Here is an 18,169-nt window from a genome sequence, read left to right as displayed (position 1 = left end):
GCTTGGCCTTGACGTCGTCCGGCAGCGTCAGATGTTCAGCGCGGATCGGGCGGGCATAGCCGCGCGCCAGGTTGATCTGGCCGGCGTCGGAGAAGATGTATTCGCGCGCCAGCTTGGCGGCGTTCGGGTGCTTGGCGTATTTGTTGATGATGGTGGTGTAGCCGGAGGTGATCGAGCCGTCCGACGGGATCAGCACTTCAAAACGGGTTTTGTCGATCTGATCGCGATAGTTCAGGCCGTTGAAGTCCCACACCACGCCAACCTGCACTTCCCCTTTCTCCAGCGATGCGATCACCGGGTTACTCAGGCTCAGGCGGCCGGCCTTGGCCAGCTTGCCGAAGAATTCCAGGCCCGGCTTGAGGTTTTTCTCGTTGCCGCCCATGGCGTAGGTGGCCGCCAGCACGCCGCTGGCCGCCTGCGACGCGGTACCGACGTCGCCGATGGTGACCTGATAGCTGCCCTTGAGCAGATCGGCCCAGCTGTGCGGGATGTCTTTCACCTGCTGCTTGTTGATGATGAAGGCGATGGTGCCGGTGTAAGCCAGCGCCCAGTGGCCGTCTTTGTCTTTCGCCCACTCCGGCACCTGATCCCAGGTAGACGGTTTGTACGGCTGCGTTACCCCCTTCTGCACCGCCACCGGGCCGAAGGCCGCGCCGACGTCACCGATGTCCGCCGTGGCGTTGTTCTTTTCCGCATCAAATTTGGCGATCTCCTGCGCGGAGCTCATGTCGGTATCGACATGCTTCAGGCCGTATTTGCTCAACAGATCTTGCCAGGTGCCTTTCCAGTTGGCCCAGCTGTCCGGCATGCCGACGCTGTTGACTTCGCCTTCTTTCTTCGCGGCCTGCTCCAGCGCCGCCAGATCGGTATCCGCGGCCCAGCTCATCTGGCTGGATAACACGATGGCACTGGTTAACACAGAAGCGCACAAACGTTTCATAACTGATGCTCCAGGTGGTAGTGTGGGGATGGCTGGACTAGTCCAGCAAGGACCAAACCAATCTAACGGACGAATGTGATAATTATATGTCAGCTTAAAAAAGCGACAGTTTTATCACCCATTGCAACGGCGAAAACGCGACGCTGGTCTACCTTAAGGAAGGCCAAACGCACTGAAACGGGACACCCGCTGTATGAGTGAAGCACCGACGACCGTCGCCACCATCTGCCAAACGCTGAGCGCCCGCATCACCGCCGGCGAGTTCGCCGTGGACGGCAAGCTGCCCTCCGAACGCGCCCTGAGCGAGCAATTCGCCACCACCCGCATTACCTTGCAGGAGGCGCTCGGCCAGTTGGAGGCGCAGGGCGTCATCTACCGCCAGGTGCGGCGCGGCTGGTTCATCTCGCCGCCACGTTTGATCTACAACCCGCTGCAGCGCAGCCATTTTCACGCCATGGCGCAGCAGCAGGGGCGCGCCGCGCATACCGAAGCGATCGACAGCGCGGTCGTCACGCTCGACGCGCCGCTGGCCGGCCGCCTGGCGCTGCCTCCCGGCGCGCAGGCCTATCGCATTCGCCGGCTGCGCTACATCGACGGACGCGCGGTGCTGTACTGCGAGCACTACCTCAATCCGGCCTATTTCCCCGGCATTCTGGACGAAGATCTCACCCAGTCGCTGACCGCGCTGTACGCCGCGCGCTACGGCATTCACTACGGCCGGGTGCGTTTCGACATGCTGCCCACCCTGCTGCCGCAGCAGGCCGCCGCCATGCTGAAGGTGACCTACGGCAGCCCGGCGCTGTTCATTACGCGGGTGAATCGCGATCAGCACGACAGGGTGATCGATTGCGACCTGGAGTATTGGCGGTACGACGCGCTGCACATCGATGTGGAAGCGCTGTAAATGACAAGGGCGCATCGCTGCGCCCTTAAAGAGGAAAGTCAGTCGGCGTCGTAGCCGAGGTTTGGCGCCAGCCAGCGCTCGACCTCGCTCACGCTCATCCCTTTACGCGCCGCGTAGTCTTCCACCTGATCGCGCTGGATCTGCGCCACCGCGAAGTACTTGCTCTCGGGGTGACTGAAGTACCAGCCGGATACCGCCGCCCCCGGCCACATGGCGAAGGACTCCGTCAGTTCCATACCGGTGTGGCGGTTGACGTCCAACAGCTGCCAGATGGTCGCTTTTTCGGTGTGCTCCGGGCAGGCCGGGTAACCCGGCGCCGGCCGGATGCCCTGATAGTTTTCGCGGATCAGCTCCTCGTTGCTCAGGCTCTCGTCGGCGGCATAGCCCCAGTGCAGCTTGCGCACCTGTTCGTGCAGGTATTCGGCGAAGGCCTCCGCCAAACGATCCGCCAGCGCCTTGACCATGATTTTGTTGTAATCGTCATGTTGCGCGTCGTACGCCGCCGCCAGCGCGTCTTCCTCCAGCCCGCCGGTCACCGCGAAGGCGCCGAAGTAGTCGGCTTTGCCGCTGCTTTTCGGCGCCACGAAGTCCGCCAGGCAGTAGTTCGGGAAGTCGGTTTTTTCCGTCTGCTGGCGCAGATGGCGGCTCACCGCCAGCACCTCGTCACGCCGTTCGTCGCGGTATACTTCCACGTCATCGCCGACGCGGTTGGCCGGGAACAGGCCGTAAACGCCGCGCGGGTTGAGGCTGCGCTCGGCGGCCAGCCGATCCAGCATCTGATTGGCGTCGTGGAACAGGCGTTTGGCCTCTTCCCCCACCACCTCATCCTCGAGGATGCGCGGGTATTTGCCCGCCAGCGACCAGGTCATGAAGAACGGCGTCCAGTCGATATAGTGGCGCAGCGTCTCGATGCCGGCCGACACCGGAAACACGCCAAGCTGCCGCGGCGCCGGCGGCTGATAGTCGGCCCAGTTCAGCGCCATGGCGTTGGCGCGCGCCTTGTGCAAATCGACCGGCGGCGTGCGCGGCTTTTTGCGCGCGTGTTGAATGCGCACCGTTTCATACTCTTTGCGGGTGCGCGCCACAAACTCGTCGCGCTGGGTGGCGGACAGCAGCGCCGACACCACGCCCACGGTGCGCGAGGCGTTTTGCACGTAGGTGGTCGGGCCGCTGTAGTTCTGCTCGATTTTCACCGCGGTGTGCGCTTTGGAGGTGGTGGCGCCGCCGATCAGCAGCGGCAGCGTAAAGCCCTGGCGCTCCATCTCTTTGGCCACGTTGACCATCTCGTCCAGCGACGGCGTGATCAGCCCCGACAGGCCGATGATGTCGACGTTCTCCTCGCGCGCGGTGCGCAGGATTTTCTCCGTCGGCACCATCACACCAAGATCGACGATTTCATAGTTGTTGCACTGCAGCACCACGCCGACGATGTTCTTGCCGATGTCGTGCACGTCGCCTTTCACCGTCGCCAACAGGATTTTGCCCGCGGAGGTGCCCTGCTGCTTGCTGGCCTCGATGTACGGTTCCAGGTAGGCCACCGCCTGCTTCATCACGCGGGCGGATTTCACCACCTGCGGCAGGAACATCTTGCCCTCGCCGAACAGATCGCCGACCACGTTCATCCCGGCCATCAGCGGCCCTTCGATCACTTCGATCGGGCGTTCGGCCTGCTGCCGCGCTTCTTCGGTGTCCAGTTCGATAAACTCGGTGATGCCCTTCACCAGCGAGTATTCCAGCCGCTTCTCCACCGGCCAGCCGCGCCATTCCGCCTGCTGCACCGCCGCTTCGCCGTCTTTGCTGCCGCGGTATTTTTCCGCCAGCTCCAGCAGGCGTTCGGTGCCGTCCTCGCGACGGTTGAGGATCACGTCTTCTACCGCCTCGCGCAGCTCGCCAGGCAGATCGTCGTAAATCGCCAGCTGCCCGGCGTTGACGATGCCCATGTCCATGCCGTTGCGAATGGCGTGATACAGGAATACCGCGTGGATCGCTTCACGCACCGGATCGTTGCCGCGGAACGAGAACGACACGTTGGACACCCCGCCGGAGATCATCGCGTGCGGCAGGTGGGTTTTGATGTCGGCGCAGGCTTCGATAAAGTCGACGGCGTAGTTGTTGTGCTCGTCGATGCCGGTGGCGACGGCGAAGATGTTCGGATCGAAAATGATGTCTTCCGGCGGGAAACCGACGCGTTCGGTCAGAATTTTATAGGCGCGGCGACAGATCTCGAACTTGCGCTCGCGGGTGTCCGCCTGGCCCACTTCGTCGAACGCCATCACCACCACCGCGGCGCCATAGCGGCGCACCAGCCTGGCGTGGTGGATAAAGGCCTCTTCGCCCTCCTTCATCGAGATCGAGTTGACGATGCCCTTGCCCTGAATGCATTTCAGGCCTTTCTCGATAACGGACCACTTGGAGGAGTCGATCATGATCGGCACCCGGGCGATATCCGGCTCGCCGGCGATCAGGTTGAGGAAGCGCACCATCGCCGCTTCGGCGTCGAGCATCCCCTCGTCCATGTTGATGTCGATGATCTGCGCGCCGCTCTCGACCTGCTGGCGCGCCACGTCGAGCGCCTCGTTGTATTTCTCTTCTTTGATCAAGCGTTTGAAACGCGCCGAACCGGTGACGTTGGTGCGCTCGCCGACGTTGACGAACAGGGTGTTGGCGTCGATGGTCAACGGCTCCAGACCGGCCAGGCGGCAGGCGACCGGGATATCCGGCAGCCGGCGCGGCGGCACGCCCTCGACCGCCTTGGCCATCGCGGCGATATGTTCCGGCGTGGTGCCGCAGCAGCCGCCGATAATATTGAGGAAGCCGGCCTGCGCCCACTCCCCGACCTGGCGCGCCATCTCGGCCGCATCCAGATCGTACTCGCCGAAGGCGTTCGGCAAACCGGCGTTCGGGTGTGCGGTGACGTAGGTCTCCGAGATGCGCGCCAGCTCGGCGACGTACTGGCGCAGCTCATCCGGGCCCAGGGCGCAGTTCAGGCCGAAGGTCAGCGGCTTGACGTGGCGCAGCGAATTGTAAAACGCTTCGGTGGTCTGGCCGGATAAGGTGCGGCCGGAGGCGTCGGTGATGGTGCCGGAAATCATGATCGGCAGTTCCACCCCCAGCGCTTCGAATTCGGTTTCCACCGCAAAAGCGGCGGCCTTGGCGTTCAGGGTGTCGAAGATGGTTTCGATCATGATCAGATCGACGCCGCCTTCCACCAGCGCGCGGGTCGATTCGCGGTAAGCCGCCACCAGTTCATCGAACGAGATGTTGCGGAACGCCGGATCGTTGACGTTCGGCGAGATGGACGCGGTGCGGTTGGTCGGCCCCAACACCCCGGCGACGTAGCGCGGTTTTTCCGGCGTGCGCGCCGTCCATTCGTCGGCGCAGGCGCGCGCCAGGCAGGCGGCCTGATAGTTAATCTCGGCGGACAGCGACTCCATATGGTAGTCGGCCATGGCGATGGAGGTGGAGTTGAAGGTATTGGTCTCAAGGATATCGGCGCCCGCCTCGAGATAGGCGTAATGAATGGCGGTGATCACTTCCGGCTTGGTCAGCACCAGCAGATCGTTATTGCCTTTCAGATCGCTGCGCCAGTCGGCGAAACGCTCACCGCGGAAATCGCGCTCATCCAGACGGTAGCTCTGGATCATGGTGCCCATGCCGCCGTCCAACACCAAAATGCGCTGCGCTAACTGGCGGCGCAGTTGTTCTACTCGATTCGTCACTGTAACCCCTTCCATTGCCATCCAGCCCATTGCTCAACTGCCGCAAAAACCAACGAGTCATCCTAGCACAGCTTGTAAGGACAAAGGGCCAGGCGACAATTGAGAGTTTTTCAGGTTGTGCGCCAACACCTCCGATGAGCTGACGGCGGCTTGCAATTCATCGACAAAAAACGAAAATGAATTCCATCATACGGAAAAAGGAATCTCACCCATGGCCACCCCTGCTCCCGCCAAGCGCGGCAAGAAGCCCCGCGCAGCAGCCCCCGCCGCCAGTGCGGCGACCGGTCAGGTACAATCGTTGACCCGTGGCCTGAAACTGTTGGAATACATTTCGGAAGCCCAGGGCAACGTGGCGCTGACCGATCTGGCCCAGCAGGCCGGCCTGCCGAACTCCACCACTCACCGCCTGCTCACCACCATGCAGCAGCAGGGATTCGTGCGCCAGGTCGGCGATCTCGGCCTGTGGACCATCGGCTCGCACGCCTTTGTGGTCGGCAGCAGCTTCCTGCAAAGCCGCAACCTGCTGGCGATGGTGCATCCGACGCTGCGCCGCCTGATGGAGGAATCCGGCGAAACCGTCAACCTGGCGGTGCTGGATACCAGCGAGTACCAGGCGATCATCATCGATCAGGTGCAGTGCACGGCGCTGATGCGCATGTCGGCGCCGATCGGCGGCAAACTGCCGATGCACGCCTCCGGCGCCGGCAAAGCGTTCCTCGCCACCCTGCCGGACGATCAGGTGACCAAACTGCTGCACAAGAAAGGCATGCACACCTACACGCCGCATACCCTGACGCCGCACAACCTGAAAGAGGGGCTGGCGCAGATCCGCAAACAGGGCTTCTCCTTTGACGACGAAGAGCACGCGCTCGGCCTGCGCTGCGTGGCGGCCTGCATCTTCGACGAGCACCGCGAAGCCTTCGCCGCCATTTCCATCTCCGGCCCGGTGTCGCGCATCACCGACGATCGCGTGATCGAGCTGGGCGCGCTGGTGATCCACGCGGCGAAAGAGATCAGCCTGGCCTACGGCGGCGTGCGCTAATCCTGCTCATCCGAGGGGCGCCCCAGTGCGCCCCTGCTCCCCTGCCATGCTCTGTTGTCAGCATGTAACAGGCTGTCGGCATCCTGTTTAGCGCACAGGAAAAAAGCTTGAAGCCGATCACAGTTAACGATCCTCACGGCGAAAGCCCATTGCAACCGCTCAAACTTCCTTCGACAATGTTACCGATAACATGTTACCGGTAACAATCAAACTGAACGAAGGTAACGTCACCCGGTGTTTTGGAGCCAAGCCATGACCAACAATCAAAATCGCATTTACGTCGTTATGGGCGTTTCCGGCAGCGGCAAGTCCGCCGTCGCCGCCGCCGCGGCCCGCCAACTCTCTGCCGGCTTCCTCGACGGCGACTTCCTGCACCCGCGCAGCAACATCCTGAAGATGGCCGCCGGCGAAGCGTTGAACGACGACGATCGCGCGCCGTGGCTGGCCGCGCTCAACGACGCCGCCTTCGCCATGCAGCGCACCAACAACGTGTCGATCATCGTCTGCTCGGCGTTGAAAAAGCAGTATCGCGACCGCCTGCGCGCCGGCAACGGCAACCTGTCATTCATCTATCTGCACGGTGAGTTCCCGGTGATCGAATCCCGCCTGGCGGCGCGCAACGGCCACTTCTTCAAGCCGCAGATGCTGGTCACCCAGTTCGCCGCGCTGGAGCAACCGGGCGCCGACGAGAACGACGTGATGGCGATCGACATCAATCAGCCGCTGGACGCGGTGATCGCCGATACCGTGCGCCATATCCAGAGCTTCCTGCCGCAGGACGTGTGCGCGTGAGTACCGTAACGCTGGTCGGTACCGCAGTCGGCTCGGTTTTACTGCTGTTATTCCTGGTGATGAAGGCACGTATGCACGCCTTCGTCGCGCTGATGCTGGTGTCCATCGCCGCCGGCATTTTCTCCGGCATGCCGCTGGAACACATCGCCGACACCATGCAAAAAGGCATGGGCGACACGCTGGGCTTCCTGGCGATCGTGGTGGCGCTCGGGGCGATGTTCGGCAAGATCCTGCATGAGGTCGGCGCGCTCGATCAAATTGCGGCGCAATTGCTGAAACGATTCGGACAAAGCAAGGCGCACTACGCGCTCGGCATCGCCGGGCTGATCTGCGCACTGCCGCTGTTCTTCGACGTGGCGGTGGTGCTGCTGATCGGCATCGTGTTCGCCGTGGCGCGCCGCACCGACGGCAATATCGTCAAGCTGGCGATCCCGCTGTTCGCCGGCGTGGCCGCCGCCGCCTCCTTCCTGCTGCCGGGGCCGGTGCCGATGCTGCTGGCGTCGCAGATGAAGGCCGATTTCGGCTGGATGATCGCCATCGGCCTGGTGGCGGCGGTGATCGGCATGCTGATCGCCGGCCCGCTGTACGGCAGCTTTATCAGCCGTTTCGTCAACTGGCCGATGCCGCCGGAAGAGAATGAGCCGACGCTGACCAAGGGCAATCTGCCGTCGTTCGGCTTCAGCCTGGCGCTGGTGCTGTGCCCGCTGGTGCTGGTCGGCATGAAAACCATCGGCGCGCGGCTGGTCACCCCCGGCTCGCAGCTGCAGCAGTGGCTGGAGTTTATCGGCCACCCGTTCACCGCCATCCTGCTGGCCTGCCTGATCGTGATTTACGGTCTGGCGAAACCGCGCGGCATGAGCAACGAACAGACCCTGGCCATCTGTTCCGCTGCGGTGCAGCCGGCCGGGATCATCCTGCTGATGACCGGCGCCGGCGGGGTGTTCAAGCAGATCCTGGTGGATTCCGGTGTGGGGCCGGCGCTGGGTGACGCCATGATCGGCGCCGGCCTGCCGATCGCCGTGGCCGCCTTCGCGCTGTCCGCCATGGTGCGGGTGATTCAGGGCTCGGCCACCGTCGCCTGCCTGACCACCGTCGGTCTGGTGCTGCCGGTCACCAGTCAGCTCGGTCTGAACGGCGGGCAACTGGCCGCGCTGGCCATCTGCATCGCCGGCGGCTCCATCGTGCTGAGCCACGTCAACGACGCCGGCTTCTGGCTGTTCGGCAAATTCACCGGCGCCAACGAACTGCAAACGCTGAAAACCTGGACGGTGATGGAAACCATTCTGGGCAGCGTCGGCGGCGCCATCGGCATGATTGCATTCACGATGTTTTAAATCCTAAATCGCCCCCGGCCTTGCACACCAGGGCTGCAAATCACCCCCGGGGGCACCGCCACAGGCGGCGACTATAACAACAGCAATGTGAGGAAGGCATGATTAATCCAACCTTGTCCCGTGTCACACAGCGCATCATCGACCGTTCCCAGGCCAGCCGCGCCGCCTATCTGGCGCGTATCGAAGCGGCCCGCGCCCAAACCGTCCACCGCGCGCAGCTCGCCTGCGGCAACCTGGCCCACGGCTTCGCCGCCTGTCAGCCCGATGACAAGGCGTCGCTGAAAAACATGGTGCGCAGCGATATCGCCATCATCACCGCTTACAACGACATGCTGTCGGCCCACCAGCCGTACGAACACTACCCGCAGCGGCTGAAGCAGGCGCTGAAGGCGGTGGGCGCCGTGGGCCAGGTGGCCGGCGGCGTGCCGGCGATGTGCGACGGCGTGACGCAGGGGCAGGACGGCATGGAGCTGTCGCTGATGAGCCGCGACGTGATCGCCATGTCGGCCGCCGTCGGCCTGTCGCACAATATGTTCGACGGCGCGCTGTTCCTCGGCATCTGCGACAAGATCGTGCCGGGGCTGGTGATGGCCGCCCTCTCCTTCGGCCACCTGCCCGCGCTGTTCGTGCCGGCCGGCCCGATGAGCAGCGGCCTGCCGAACAAGGAAAAAGTGCGCGTGCGCCAGCTGTACGCCGAGGGCAAGGCCGACCGTTTGGCGCTGCTGGAGGCCGAGGCGGCCTCTTATCACGGCATCGGCACCTGCACCTTCTACGGCACCGCCAACACCAACCAGATGGTGATGGAAGTGATGGGTCTGCATCTGCCGGGCGCCTCCTTCGTCCATCCGGACACGCCGCTGCGCGACGCGCTGAACGATGCCGCCGCGCGCCAGGTGACCCGACTGACCGATACCGCCGGCAACTACCTGCCGATCGGCCGCCTGGTGGACGAGAAAGTGGTGGTGAACGGCATCGTTTCGCTGCTGGCCACCGGCGGCTCCACCAACCTGACCATGCATCTGGTGGCGATGGCGCGGGCGGCGGGCATCATCATCACCTGGGACGATTTCTCGGAGCTGTCGGAGGCGGTGCCGCTGCTGTGCCGCATCTACCCGAATGGCCCGGCCGACATCAACCAATTCCAGGCCGCCGGCGGCGTGCCGCTGGTGGTGCGCGAGCTGCTGCAACACGGCCTGCTGCACGAAGACGTGCACACCGTGGCCGGTTTCGGCCTGCGCCGCTACACCCAGGAACCGTGGCTGGACAACGGCCAATTGGTATGGCGCGAAGGCGTGGCCGGCTCGCTCGACGCCAGCGTGATCGCCAGCGTGGCCCAGCCGTTCGAACATCATGGCGGCACCAAAGTGATGGCCGGCAATCTGGGCCGCGCGGTGATGAAAACCTCGGCGGTGCCCGCCGATAACCAGATCATCGAAGCGCCGGCGGTGGTGTTCGACAGCCAGCACGATATTGTGCCGGCGTTCGAAGCCGGCAAGCTGGATCGCGATTGCGTGGTGGTGGTGCGCTTCCAGGGGCCGCAGGCCAACGGCATGCCGGAGCTGCACAAGCTGATGCCGCCGCTGGGCGTGTTGATGGATCGCGGCTTCAAAGTGGCGCTGGTGACCGACGGCCGCCTGTCCGGCGCCTCCGGCAAGGTGCCTTCCGCCATTCACGTCACCCCGGAAGCCTATACCGGCGGCCTGCTGGCGAAAGTGCGCGACGGCGATCCGATCCGCGTCAACGGCCGCAGCGGCGAGCTGCAGGTGCTGGTCGACGCCGACGAGTTGGCGCGGCGCACGCCTTGCCAACCCGATCTGAGCGCCGAACACATCGGCTGCGGCCGCGAGCTGTTCGGCGCGCTGCGCAGCCAGCTGTCAGGCGCCGAGCAGGGCGCCTGCTGCATCAAATTTTAATCGATAGCCTGGCCGCATCGCCGCCTGGCGGCGGCCACAGAGGAGAACGTCAGCATGAACAAGTGGACAACAAGCGCCGAGCAGATCCTGACGGCGGGGCCGGTGGTGCCGGTCATCGTGATCAACAAGCTGGAACATGCGGTGCCGTTGGCGAAAGCGCTGGTCGCCGGCGGTGTGCGGGTGCTGGAGGTGACGCTGCGCACCGCCTGCGCCATGGACGCCATTCGCGCCATCGCCCAAGAGGTGCCGGAAGCGATCATCGGCGCCGGTACGGTGATCAATCCGCAGCAGCTGCGGGAAGTGACCGAGGCCGGCGCGCAGTTCGCCATCAGCCCAGGGCTGACCGACGAGCTGCTCAAAGCCGCCACCGCCGGTTCCATTCCCCTTATACCGGGCATCAGCACCGTTTCCGAGCTGATGCAGGGCATGGATTACGGCCTGCGCGAATTTAAATTCTTCCCGGCGGAAGCCAACGGCGGCGTAAAAGCGCTGCAGGCGATCGGCGGCCCATTCCCGCAGGTGCGTTTCTGCCCGACCGGCGGCATCTCGCCGGACAATTACCGCAGCTATCTGGCGCTGAAAAGCGTGCTGTGCATCGGCGGCTCCTGGCTGGTGCCGGCGGACGCGCTCGAAAGCGGCGACTACGCGCGCATTACCGAACTGGCGCGCGCCGCCGTCGCGGGCGCCCAGGCCTGATTTACATCGCAGCGGTGGCGGCCGGCAGCGCCGCCCCGCTGCGCTGGCTGAACCGCTGCTTCTTGCGATAAGCGAACACGTCTTCCACATGCCCCTCGCGGATGCGTTGCTGCAACCCGCGCCAATACTCCGCGGTAAACAGATCGCTGTGCAACTCTTCAAACACCTGCCGAATGCGCCGATCGCCGCACAGGAAGCGGCGGAACTCTTCCGGGAACACATCGTTGGGCGCGATGCTGTACCACGGCTCGCTGGCCAGCTCGTCCTCCGGATAACGCGGCGGCGGAATGGCGCGGAAGTTGACCTCGGTCATGTAGCAAATCTCGTCGTAGTCGTAGAACACCACACGCCCGTGGCGCGTCACGCCGAAGTTCTTGAACAGCATATCGCCGGGGAAAATATTGGCGGCGGCCAACTGCTTGATTGCATTGCCGTACTCTTCAATCGCATCGCGCATTTGCTGGTCGTTGGCCTGCTCCAGATACAGGTTCAGCGGCGTCATGCGCCGTTCCATATACAGATGTTTGATCACGATGCGATCGCCGAGATCTTCCAGCTTGCCCGGCACTTCACGCCGCAGCTCCGCCAATAGCTCAGGGCTGAGACGCGCCTTGTCGACGACGAAATTTTCGTACTCCTGAGTATCCGCCATGCGCCCGACGCGATCGTGCTCTTTCACCAGCTGATAGCAAGCCATCACCTGCGCCTGCGTCACCTCTTTCTGCGGGGCGAACTCATCCTTGATCACTTTAAACACCCGATCGAAGGACGGCAGAGTGAACACCAGCATCACCATGCCTTTCACGCCCGGCGCGATGATGAACTGTTCCTGTGAGTGCGCCATAAAGGTCAGGTATTCGCGATAGCATTCGGTTTTGCCGTGTTTTTGGCAGCCGATCGCCATGTACAGCTCGGCGGTGGTCTTGCCCGGCAGGATCTCGCGCAGCCACTCCACCATCGCCGCCGGCAGCGGTGCGTAGACCATGAAATAAGAGCGGGCGAAACCGAAGACGATGCTGGCCTCGGCCTTGCCGGTCAGGCAGGCGTCGATAAACAGCGCGCCCGATTCGCTGTGGTGAATCGGCAACAGGAACGGATAAACGCCGTCGGCCAGGCGCAACTTGCCGACCAGCCAGGCGGCCTTGTTGCGATAGAACAGCTCGTTGGCGATCTGGAAGGTGGCCCCCGTCAGTTGCTGTGGGCTGAAGGCGCGTTGCAGCGCCTGAGTGATGTAGCGAATGTCGCGTGTCAGATCCTCCCACGGCAACCGCAGCGGCAGATCGCTCAATACGCTGCGCAGCATCGCCGGCAGATCGCCATTGGGGGTAAAATCGCGCGCCAGCGGACGCGGAATGTCGCGAAAGCGCCGTTCCGGCTGCGAACTGAAGACGAACAGCTTGTCCGGCGTCAGATCGCGATGCTTGAACAACCGGCAATAGACCGAGTTGAAGAAGCTTTCGGCGATCTCAAATCGCGGGTAGTCCGGCAGCAGATCGATATAGACCGTTTTGACCCGGCTGGGGAAGTCGGCGTCGAAATATTTCTGCCCGGTGATGCATTTAAGCTGCTCCACCACCAGGCCGACGTGATGGTCGTACAGATGGATGCGCTTTTTCATCGCCTGCTGCACCGCCGGCCAATCCGCCTGCTCAAAGCGCTGCTGCGCGCCGGCGGTCACTTCCAGAAAGCGGCCGTACTGCGCATCGAAGCCCTGCAGGATCGTCTGTGCGATCAACAACTCCAGTTTTGCCGCCATCCTTACCCCCGCCAGAAAAAGAAGCCTGCGCATGCAGGCTCCGGGTGAAACGTCTTCAAGCTTGCCGCATCAGAACTGCTGTTCTTCCGTCGAACCGGTCAGCGCGGTGACCGAAGAGGCGCCGCCCTGAATGATGGTGGTGACCTTGTCGAAGTAACCGGTGCCCACCTCTTGCTGGTGCGACGCGAAGGTGTAACCGCGCTCCACCGCGGCGAACTCCGCCTGCTGCACCTTCTCGACGTAGTGTTTCATCCCTTCGCCCTGCGCATAGGCGTGCGCCAGGTCGAACATGTTGAACCACATGCTGTGGATGCCCGCCAGCGTGATGAACTGATACTTGTAGCCCATGTCCGACAGCGCCTGCTGGAAACGGGCGATGGTCTGGTCGTCGAGGTTCTTCTTCCAGTTGAACGACGGCGAGCAGTTGTAGGCCAGCAGCTTGCCTGGGTATTTGGCGTGGATGGCGTCGGCGAAGCGCTGGGCGGCATCCAGATCCGGCGTTGAGGTTTCGCACCACACCATATCGGCGTAAGGGGCATAAGCCAGACCGCGGCTGATCGCCTGCTCGACGCCGGCATGGGTACGGAAGAAGCCTTCCGCCGTACGCTCGCCGGTGACGAAGGCGCTGTCATACGGATCGCAGTCAGAGGTCAGCAGGTCGGCCGCATCGGCGTCGGTACGGGCGATCACCAGCGTCGGCACGCCGAGCACGTCGGCCGCCAGGCGCGCGGCGACCAGTTTCTGGATCGCTTCTTGCGTCGGCACCAGCACTTTGCCGCCCATATGGCCGCATTTCTTCACCGCCGCCAGCTGATCTTCGAAGTGCACCCCGGCGGCCCCGGCGGTAATCATCGCTTTCATCAGCTCAAAGGCGTTCAATACGCCGCCGAAGCCGGCTTCCGCATCAGCGACGATCGGCAGGAAATAATCGGTGTACCCTTTGCTGCCCGGCTCAATCTGGTTCGCCCATTGGATCTGATCAGCGCGGCGGAAGGTGTTGTTGATGCGCTCGACCACCTTCGGCACCGAGTCCACCGGATACAGCGATTGGTCAGGGTACATGGCCGCTGCGCTGTTGGCGTCGGCCGCCACCTGCCAACCGGACAAGTAGATGGCCTCGACGCCGGCTTTGGCCTGCTGCAGCGCCTGGCCGCCGGTCAGCGCGCCCAGGCAGTTCACGTAGCCTTTGCGCGCCTTGCCGTTCAGCAACGCCCACAGTTTGGCGGCGCCGTTTTGCGCCAGGGTGCATTCCGGGTTGACCGAACCGCGCAGATTGATCACGTCTTCGGCGCTGTAAGGGCGAGTGATGCCTTCCCAACGGGCCGATTTCCATTCCTGTTCCAGCTGCTGGATCTGTTGAGAGCGAGAGGTAGACATAATTTTTATCCTTTCAGTCATGTAGGGTTGATTGGGAAAGTTCAGGCCAGCAGCTCATAGCCGGGCAACGTCAGGAAATCGATTAATTCATCTTGCGTGGTGATGCGCTCCATCAGGCGCGCCGCCTCTTCGAACCGGCCGGCGTTAAAGCGCGCTTCCCCTACTTCTTCACGCACCACCAACATCTCTTCTTGCAACATCTGGCGGAACAGCGCCTTGGTGACCGGGCGCCCGTCGTTCAGGCTCTTCTCGTGGTGGATCCACTGCCAGATAGACGTACGGGAGATCTCCGCCGTCGCCGCATCTTCCATCAAACCGTAAATCGGCACGCAGCCGTTGCCGGAGATCCAGGCTTCGATGTACTGCACCGCCACGCGGATATTGGCGCGCATCCCCGCTTCGGTGCGTTCGCCGTCGCACGGCTCCAGCAGTTGCGCGGCGCTGATCGGCGCATCCTGCTCACGCAGCACGTCCAGCTGGTTTTGACGATCGCCCAATGCGTTGCCGAACACCTCCATCACCGTGTCCGCCAAGCCCGGGTGCGCCACCCAGGTGCCGTCGTGGCCATTGTTGGCCTCCAGCTCTTTGTCCGCCCGCACCTTATTCAGCACCCAGGCGTTTTTCTCGGCGTCTTTGCTCGGGATAAACGCCGCCATGCCGCCCATGGCGAACGCGCCGCGCTTATGACAGGTTTTGATCAACAGGCGCGAATAGGCGCTGAGGAAAGGTTTTTCCATGGTCACCGACTGACGATCCGGCAGCACGCGATCGCCGTGGTTCTTAAGCGTTTTGATGTAGCTGAAGATGTAATCCCAGCGGCCGCAGTTCAGACCGACGATGTGATCGCGCAGGTGGTAGAGGATCTCGTCCATCTGGAACACCGCCGGCAGGGTTTCGATCAGCACGGTCGCCTTGATGGTGCCGCGCGGCAGATCGAAACGATCCTCGGTAAAGCTGAAGACATCGCTCCACCAGGCCGCTTCCTCCCAGGACTGGGTTTTCGGCAGGTAGAAATACGGGCCGCTGCCCTTGGCCAGCAGCTGGCGATAGTTGTGGTAGAAGTACAGCGCGAAATCGAACAGGCCGCCGGGGATGGCTTCATCACGCCACAGTACGTGCTTCTCCGGCAGGTGCAAGCCGCGCACGCGAGCGATCAACACCGCCGGATTCGGTTTCAGCTGGTAGATTTTGCCGGCTTCATTGGTGTAGGAGATGGTGCCGTTAACCGCATCGTGCAGGTTGATTTGACCGTCGATGACTTTGTCCCAGCTTGGCGCCAGCGAGTCTTCGAAGTCCGCCATAAACACTTTTACGTTGGCGTTAAGCGCATTGATCACCATCTTGCGCTCGACCGGCCCGGTGATCTCTACCCGGCGATCGCGCAGGTCTTGCGGAATGCCGCGGATCTGCCAATTGCCTTCACGAATGGAAGTGGTTTCCGAAATAAACCCAGGCAATTCGCCGCGATCGATATTTTGCTGCCAGCGGGCACGCGCCGCCAACAGCTCGTTGCGCCGCGGCGTGAATTTCCCCACCAGGTCCGCCAGGAATTCAACCGCTTCGTCCGTTAACACCTGGCGCTCCGCTGCGGCGAAACCCTGCGTAAACCTTAATTCCGTGCCTGCTATCTGTTGCGTCATGACCTTGCTCCTTCCCATCGTTGCGCCCGCGCGACCGGCGCATTTTCATCAGAAATCACTGTGGATCAGGGCGGATGAAACGATCCTAAACTGGTCAGATCTCATCCCGATAGCGTTAAGAATACCCAACAAAAAATAAAAATCAAAAACCATTTCCATTTTATTATTAAATATTTTATTAACACTTTATTATCAATTAGTTAGGATAAATAACACGGTCAACAGGTAAGGAAATCGGTTCCAATAGAATTGCAAAGACGGACTAACGCGTTGTTAGGCAATGGTTTTTTGGGAGAATTGACGGGTAAAAAGAGGAGCTTGCAGAGGATGAGCAGTGCGGCGGCCTCGATTCAGCCGCCGGCAGGCAGAAAAGATCAGTCGAGAGTCGGATTCATATGGCGCAGATCGTAAGGCGTGATCTGGTAGACGTAATAGTTGAGCCAATTGGAAAACAGCAGGTGGCCATGGCTGCGCCAGGTGGCTTTCGGTGTCAGTGCGGGGTTGTCATCGGGGAAGTAGTTGAGCGGTACGGCAGGATCGAGGCCAGCTTCGTTGTCGCGACAATACTCTCCCGCCAGCGTCATTGTATCGTATTCCGGATGGCCGGTGACGAACGCCAGGCGCTTATCCCTGCTGGCGAACAGGTAGGCGCCGGCCTGCTCGGATTCGGCCAGGATGTCCAGGTCGGTATATTGGCGAATCACCTCGGTCGGGAAATCGGCATAGCGTGAATGCGGCGCCAGGAAGCTTTCGTCGAAGCCGCGCGTCAGCAACGCATGCTGCTGCAGCGTTTGGTGCGGATAAACCCCGGAGAGTTTCACCTCGCGCGTCATCTTGGGAATGCCGTACAGGATGTTCAACGCCGCCTGTACCGCCCAGCACACGAACAGCGTGGAGGTAACGTGATGCTTGGCCCAGTCGATCACCCGTTCGATCTGCGGCCAGTAGGCAACATCGCAGAAATCGACCAGCCCCAGCGGCGCGCCGGTGACGATCAGGCCATCGAAGTTCTCGTTCTGGATATCCTCGAAGTCGCAGTAGAAGTTGTTCAGATGCTCGGCCGGCGTGTTCTTCGATTCGCGGCTGTCAATGCGCAGCAGCTGGATATCAATCTGCAGCGGCGAGTTGGACAGCAGGCGCAAAAACTGGTTTTCCGTTTCGATCTTCTTTGGCATCAGGTTGAGGATCAGCACTTTCAGCGGCCTGATTTCCTGTGTTTTTGCCCGCGAGGATGTCATCACGAAGACATTCTCACCGCGCAAGAAATTGACCGCAGGTAACTCATCAGGAACACGAATCGGCATTGCTTAACCCTCACACATCCATTTATACGTTTAGACTTCTAGATGCCCGAAGATAGCGTTTTTTTCCGTCGATGTCGAGCGTTCAGCGGAAAGGTGAAAATGTTTCATTGAGCGAACTGCGTCAGGATCTTGGCAGGGAGGATGAGAGGCACGGAAAGCAAAAAGGCCATCCTTTCGGATGGCCTCTTGGCTTATTTGATGCTTGGCAGTGTCCTACAGTATTCGTCTCATCCTGAGACTCTCCCCTGCGGGGCCGCCGCAAGCGGCGTTAAGGCCCGTTCCCGACGGGCCTTTCGCATGCCCATGCTCGAGCAGAACGCCAGATAACAGACAAAACAAAAAGCCCCATGCTTTCGCATGAGGCTTGTTGTTTTATTTGATGCTTGGCAGTGTCCTACTCTCGCATGGGGAGACCCCACACTACCATCGGCGCTACGGCGTTTCACTTCTGAGTTCGGCATGGGGTCAGGTGGGACCACCGCGCTATTGCCGCCAAGCAAATTCTTTTTTCTGCCGAACTTCTAAACCCACTTTAAATAAAGTGGTGCTGATACCCAGAGTCGAACTGGGGACCTCACCCTTACCAAGGGTGCGCTCTACCAACTGAGCCATATCAGCACGCTTAATTTGATGCCTGGCAGTGTCCTACTCTCGCATGGGGAGACCCCACACTACCATCGGCGCTACGGCGTTTCACTTCTGAGTTCGGCATGGGGTCAGGTGGGACCACCGCGCTATTGCCGCCAGGCAAA

Annotated in this window: 12 protein-coding genes, 1 tRNA gene and 2 rRNA genes; 6 read left to right on the top strand and 9 right to left on the bottom strand. The window is 61.8% G+C overall.

Features of this window, described 5'->3' with window-relative positions:
• A partial coding sequence (locus ACSBQV_RS24115; protein ID WP_434991565.1) for an ABC transporter substrate-binding protein occupies positions 1 to 940 on the bottom strand: 940 nt, incomplete at its 3' end.
• Between the two features lie 193 nt (positions 941 to 1,133).
• On the opposite strand from ACSBQV_RS24115, the gene ACSBQV_RS24110 reads away from it, so the two are divergent.
• Positions 1,134 to 1,844, top strand: a complete 711-nt coding sequence (locus ACSBQV_RS24110) for a UTRA domain-containing protein (protein WP_042785476.1) — start codon at positions 1,134 to 1,136, stop codon at positions 1,842 to 1,844.
• A 38-nt stretch (positions 1,845 to 1,882) separates the two neighbouring features.
• Here the strand turns inward: ACSBQV_RS24110 and metH are convergent, their stop codons facing one another.
• Positions 1,883 to 5,578 carry a methionine synthase gene (gene metH, locus ACSBQV_RS24105; protein WP_089195244.1) on the bottom strand — a complete coding sequence of 1,232 codons (3,696 nt, stop codon included), beginning with the start codon at positions 5,576 to 5,578 and terminating at the stop codon, positions 1,883 to 1,885.
• A gap of 196 nt (positions 5,579 to 5,774) precedes the next feature.
• Between metH and iclR the strand changes: the two genes are divergently transcribed.
• The 5 genes from iclR (at position 5,775) to ACSBQV_RS24080 (ending at position 11,340) form a co-directional block, all read left to right on the top strand.
• Positions 5,775 to 6,605: a glyoxylate bypass operon transcriptional repressor IclR gene (iclR, locus tag ACSBQV_RS24100; protein WP_004936648.1), complete on the top strand. Its 831-nt coding sequence runs from the start codon at positions 5,775 to 5,777 to the stop codon at positions 6,603 to 6,605.
• Positions 6,606 to 6,857: 252 nt separating this feature from the next.
• Positions 6,858 to 7,397 (top strand): gluconokinase, encoded by a 540-nt coding sequence (gntK, locus tag ACSBQV_RS24095; RefSeq protein WP_004936645.1) that lies wholly within the window; start codon positions 6,858 to 6,860, stop codon positions 7,395 to 7,397.
• Positions 7,394 to 8,731 (top strand): gluconate transporter, encoded by a 1,338-nt coding sequence (gene gntU / locus ACSBQV_RS24090; protein WP_025304479.1) that lies wholly within the window; start codon positions 7,394 to 7,396, stop codon positions 8,729 to 8,731. Before gntK ends, gntU begins: the two co-directional genes overlap by 4 nt.
• Positions 8,732 to 8,829: 98 nt before the next feature.
• Positions 8,830 to 10,644: a phosphogluconate dehydratase gene (gene edd / locus ACSBQV_RS24085; RefSeq protein ID WP_060448003.1), complete on the top strand. Its 1,815-nt coding sequence runs from the start codon at positions 8,830 to 8,832 to the stop codon at positions 10,642 to 10,644.
• Positions 10,645 to 10,698: 54 nt separating this feature from the next.
• Complete coding sequence (locus ACSBQV_RS24080) at positions 10,699 to 11,340, top strand: bifunctional 4-hydroxy-2-oxoglutarate aldolase/2-dehydro-3-deoxy-phosphogluconate aldolase (RefSeq protein ID WP_025304481.1); 642 nt, start codon at positions 10,699 to 10,701, stop codon at positions 11,338 to 11,340.
• Position 11,341: 1 nt separating this feature from the next.
• Here the strand turns inward: ACSBQV_RS24080 and aceK are convergent, their stop codons facing one another.
• The 7 genes from aceK to rrf (ACSBQV_RS24045) all read right to left on the bottom strand — a co-directional run bounded on the left by aceK (position 11,342) and on the right by rrf (ACSBQV_RS24045) (position 18,165).
• Positions 11,342 to 13,096, bottom strand: a complete 1,755-nt coding sequence (aceK, locus tag ACSBQV_RS24075; RefSeq protein ID WP_099784426.1) for a bifunctional isocitrate dehydrogenase kinase/phosphatase — start codon at positions 13,094 to 13,096, stop codon at positions 11,342 to 11,344.
• Positions 13,097 to 13,165: 69 nt separating this feature from the next.
• Complete coding sequence (gene aceA, locus ACSBQV_RS24070) at positions 13,166 to 14,473, bottom strand: isocitrate lyase (RefSeq protein ID WP_033639246.1); 1,308 nt, start codon at positions 14,471 to 14,473, stop codon at positions 13,166 to 13,168.
• A 41-nt stretch (positions 14,474 to 14,514) separates the two neighbouring features.
• On the bottom strand, positions 14,515 to 16,113 hold the full coding sequence (aceB, locus tag ACSBQV_RS24065; RefSeq protein WP_099784428.1) for a malate synthase A: 1,599 nt from the start codon (positions 16,111 to 16,113) through the stop codon (positions 14,515 to 14,517).
• Positions 16,114 to 16,487: 374 nt separating this feature from the next.
• Entirely contained in the window at positions 16,488 to 17,417 is a 930-nt protein-coding gene (gene metA / locus ACSBQV_RS24060) for a homoserine O-acetyltransferase MetA (RefSeq protein WP_033651194.1), read from the bottom strand.
• 381 nt (positions 17,418 to 17,798) lie between these two features.
• Positions 17,799 to 17,914: ribosomal RNA gene (rrf, locus tag ACSBQV_RS24055) — 5S ribosomal RNA — on the bottom strand.
• Positions 17,915 to 17,959: 45 nt separating this feature from the next.
• A tRNA-Thr gene (locus tag ACSBQV_RS24050) sits at positions 17,960 to 18,035 on the bottom strand.
• A gap of 14 nt (positions 18,036 to 18,049) precedes the next feature.
• Positions 18,050 to 18,165, bottom strand: a 5S ribosomal RNA gene (gene rrf / locus ACSBQV_RS24045).
• Positions 18,166 to 18,169: the final 4 nt, after the last annotated feature.

This window comes from Serratia sp. B501 (assembly GCF_051172315.1).
In the GTDB taxonomy this organism is placed as follows: Bacteria; Pseudomonadota; Gammaproteobacteria; order Enterobacterales; family Enterobacteriaceae; genus Serratia; species Serratia ureilytica.
Note: the sequence above shows the minus strand (reverse complement) of the source record. Positions and strands in the feature narration are given on the sequence as shown.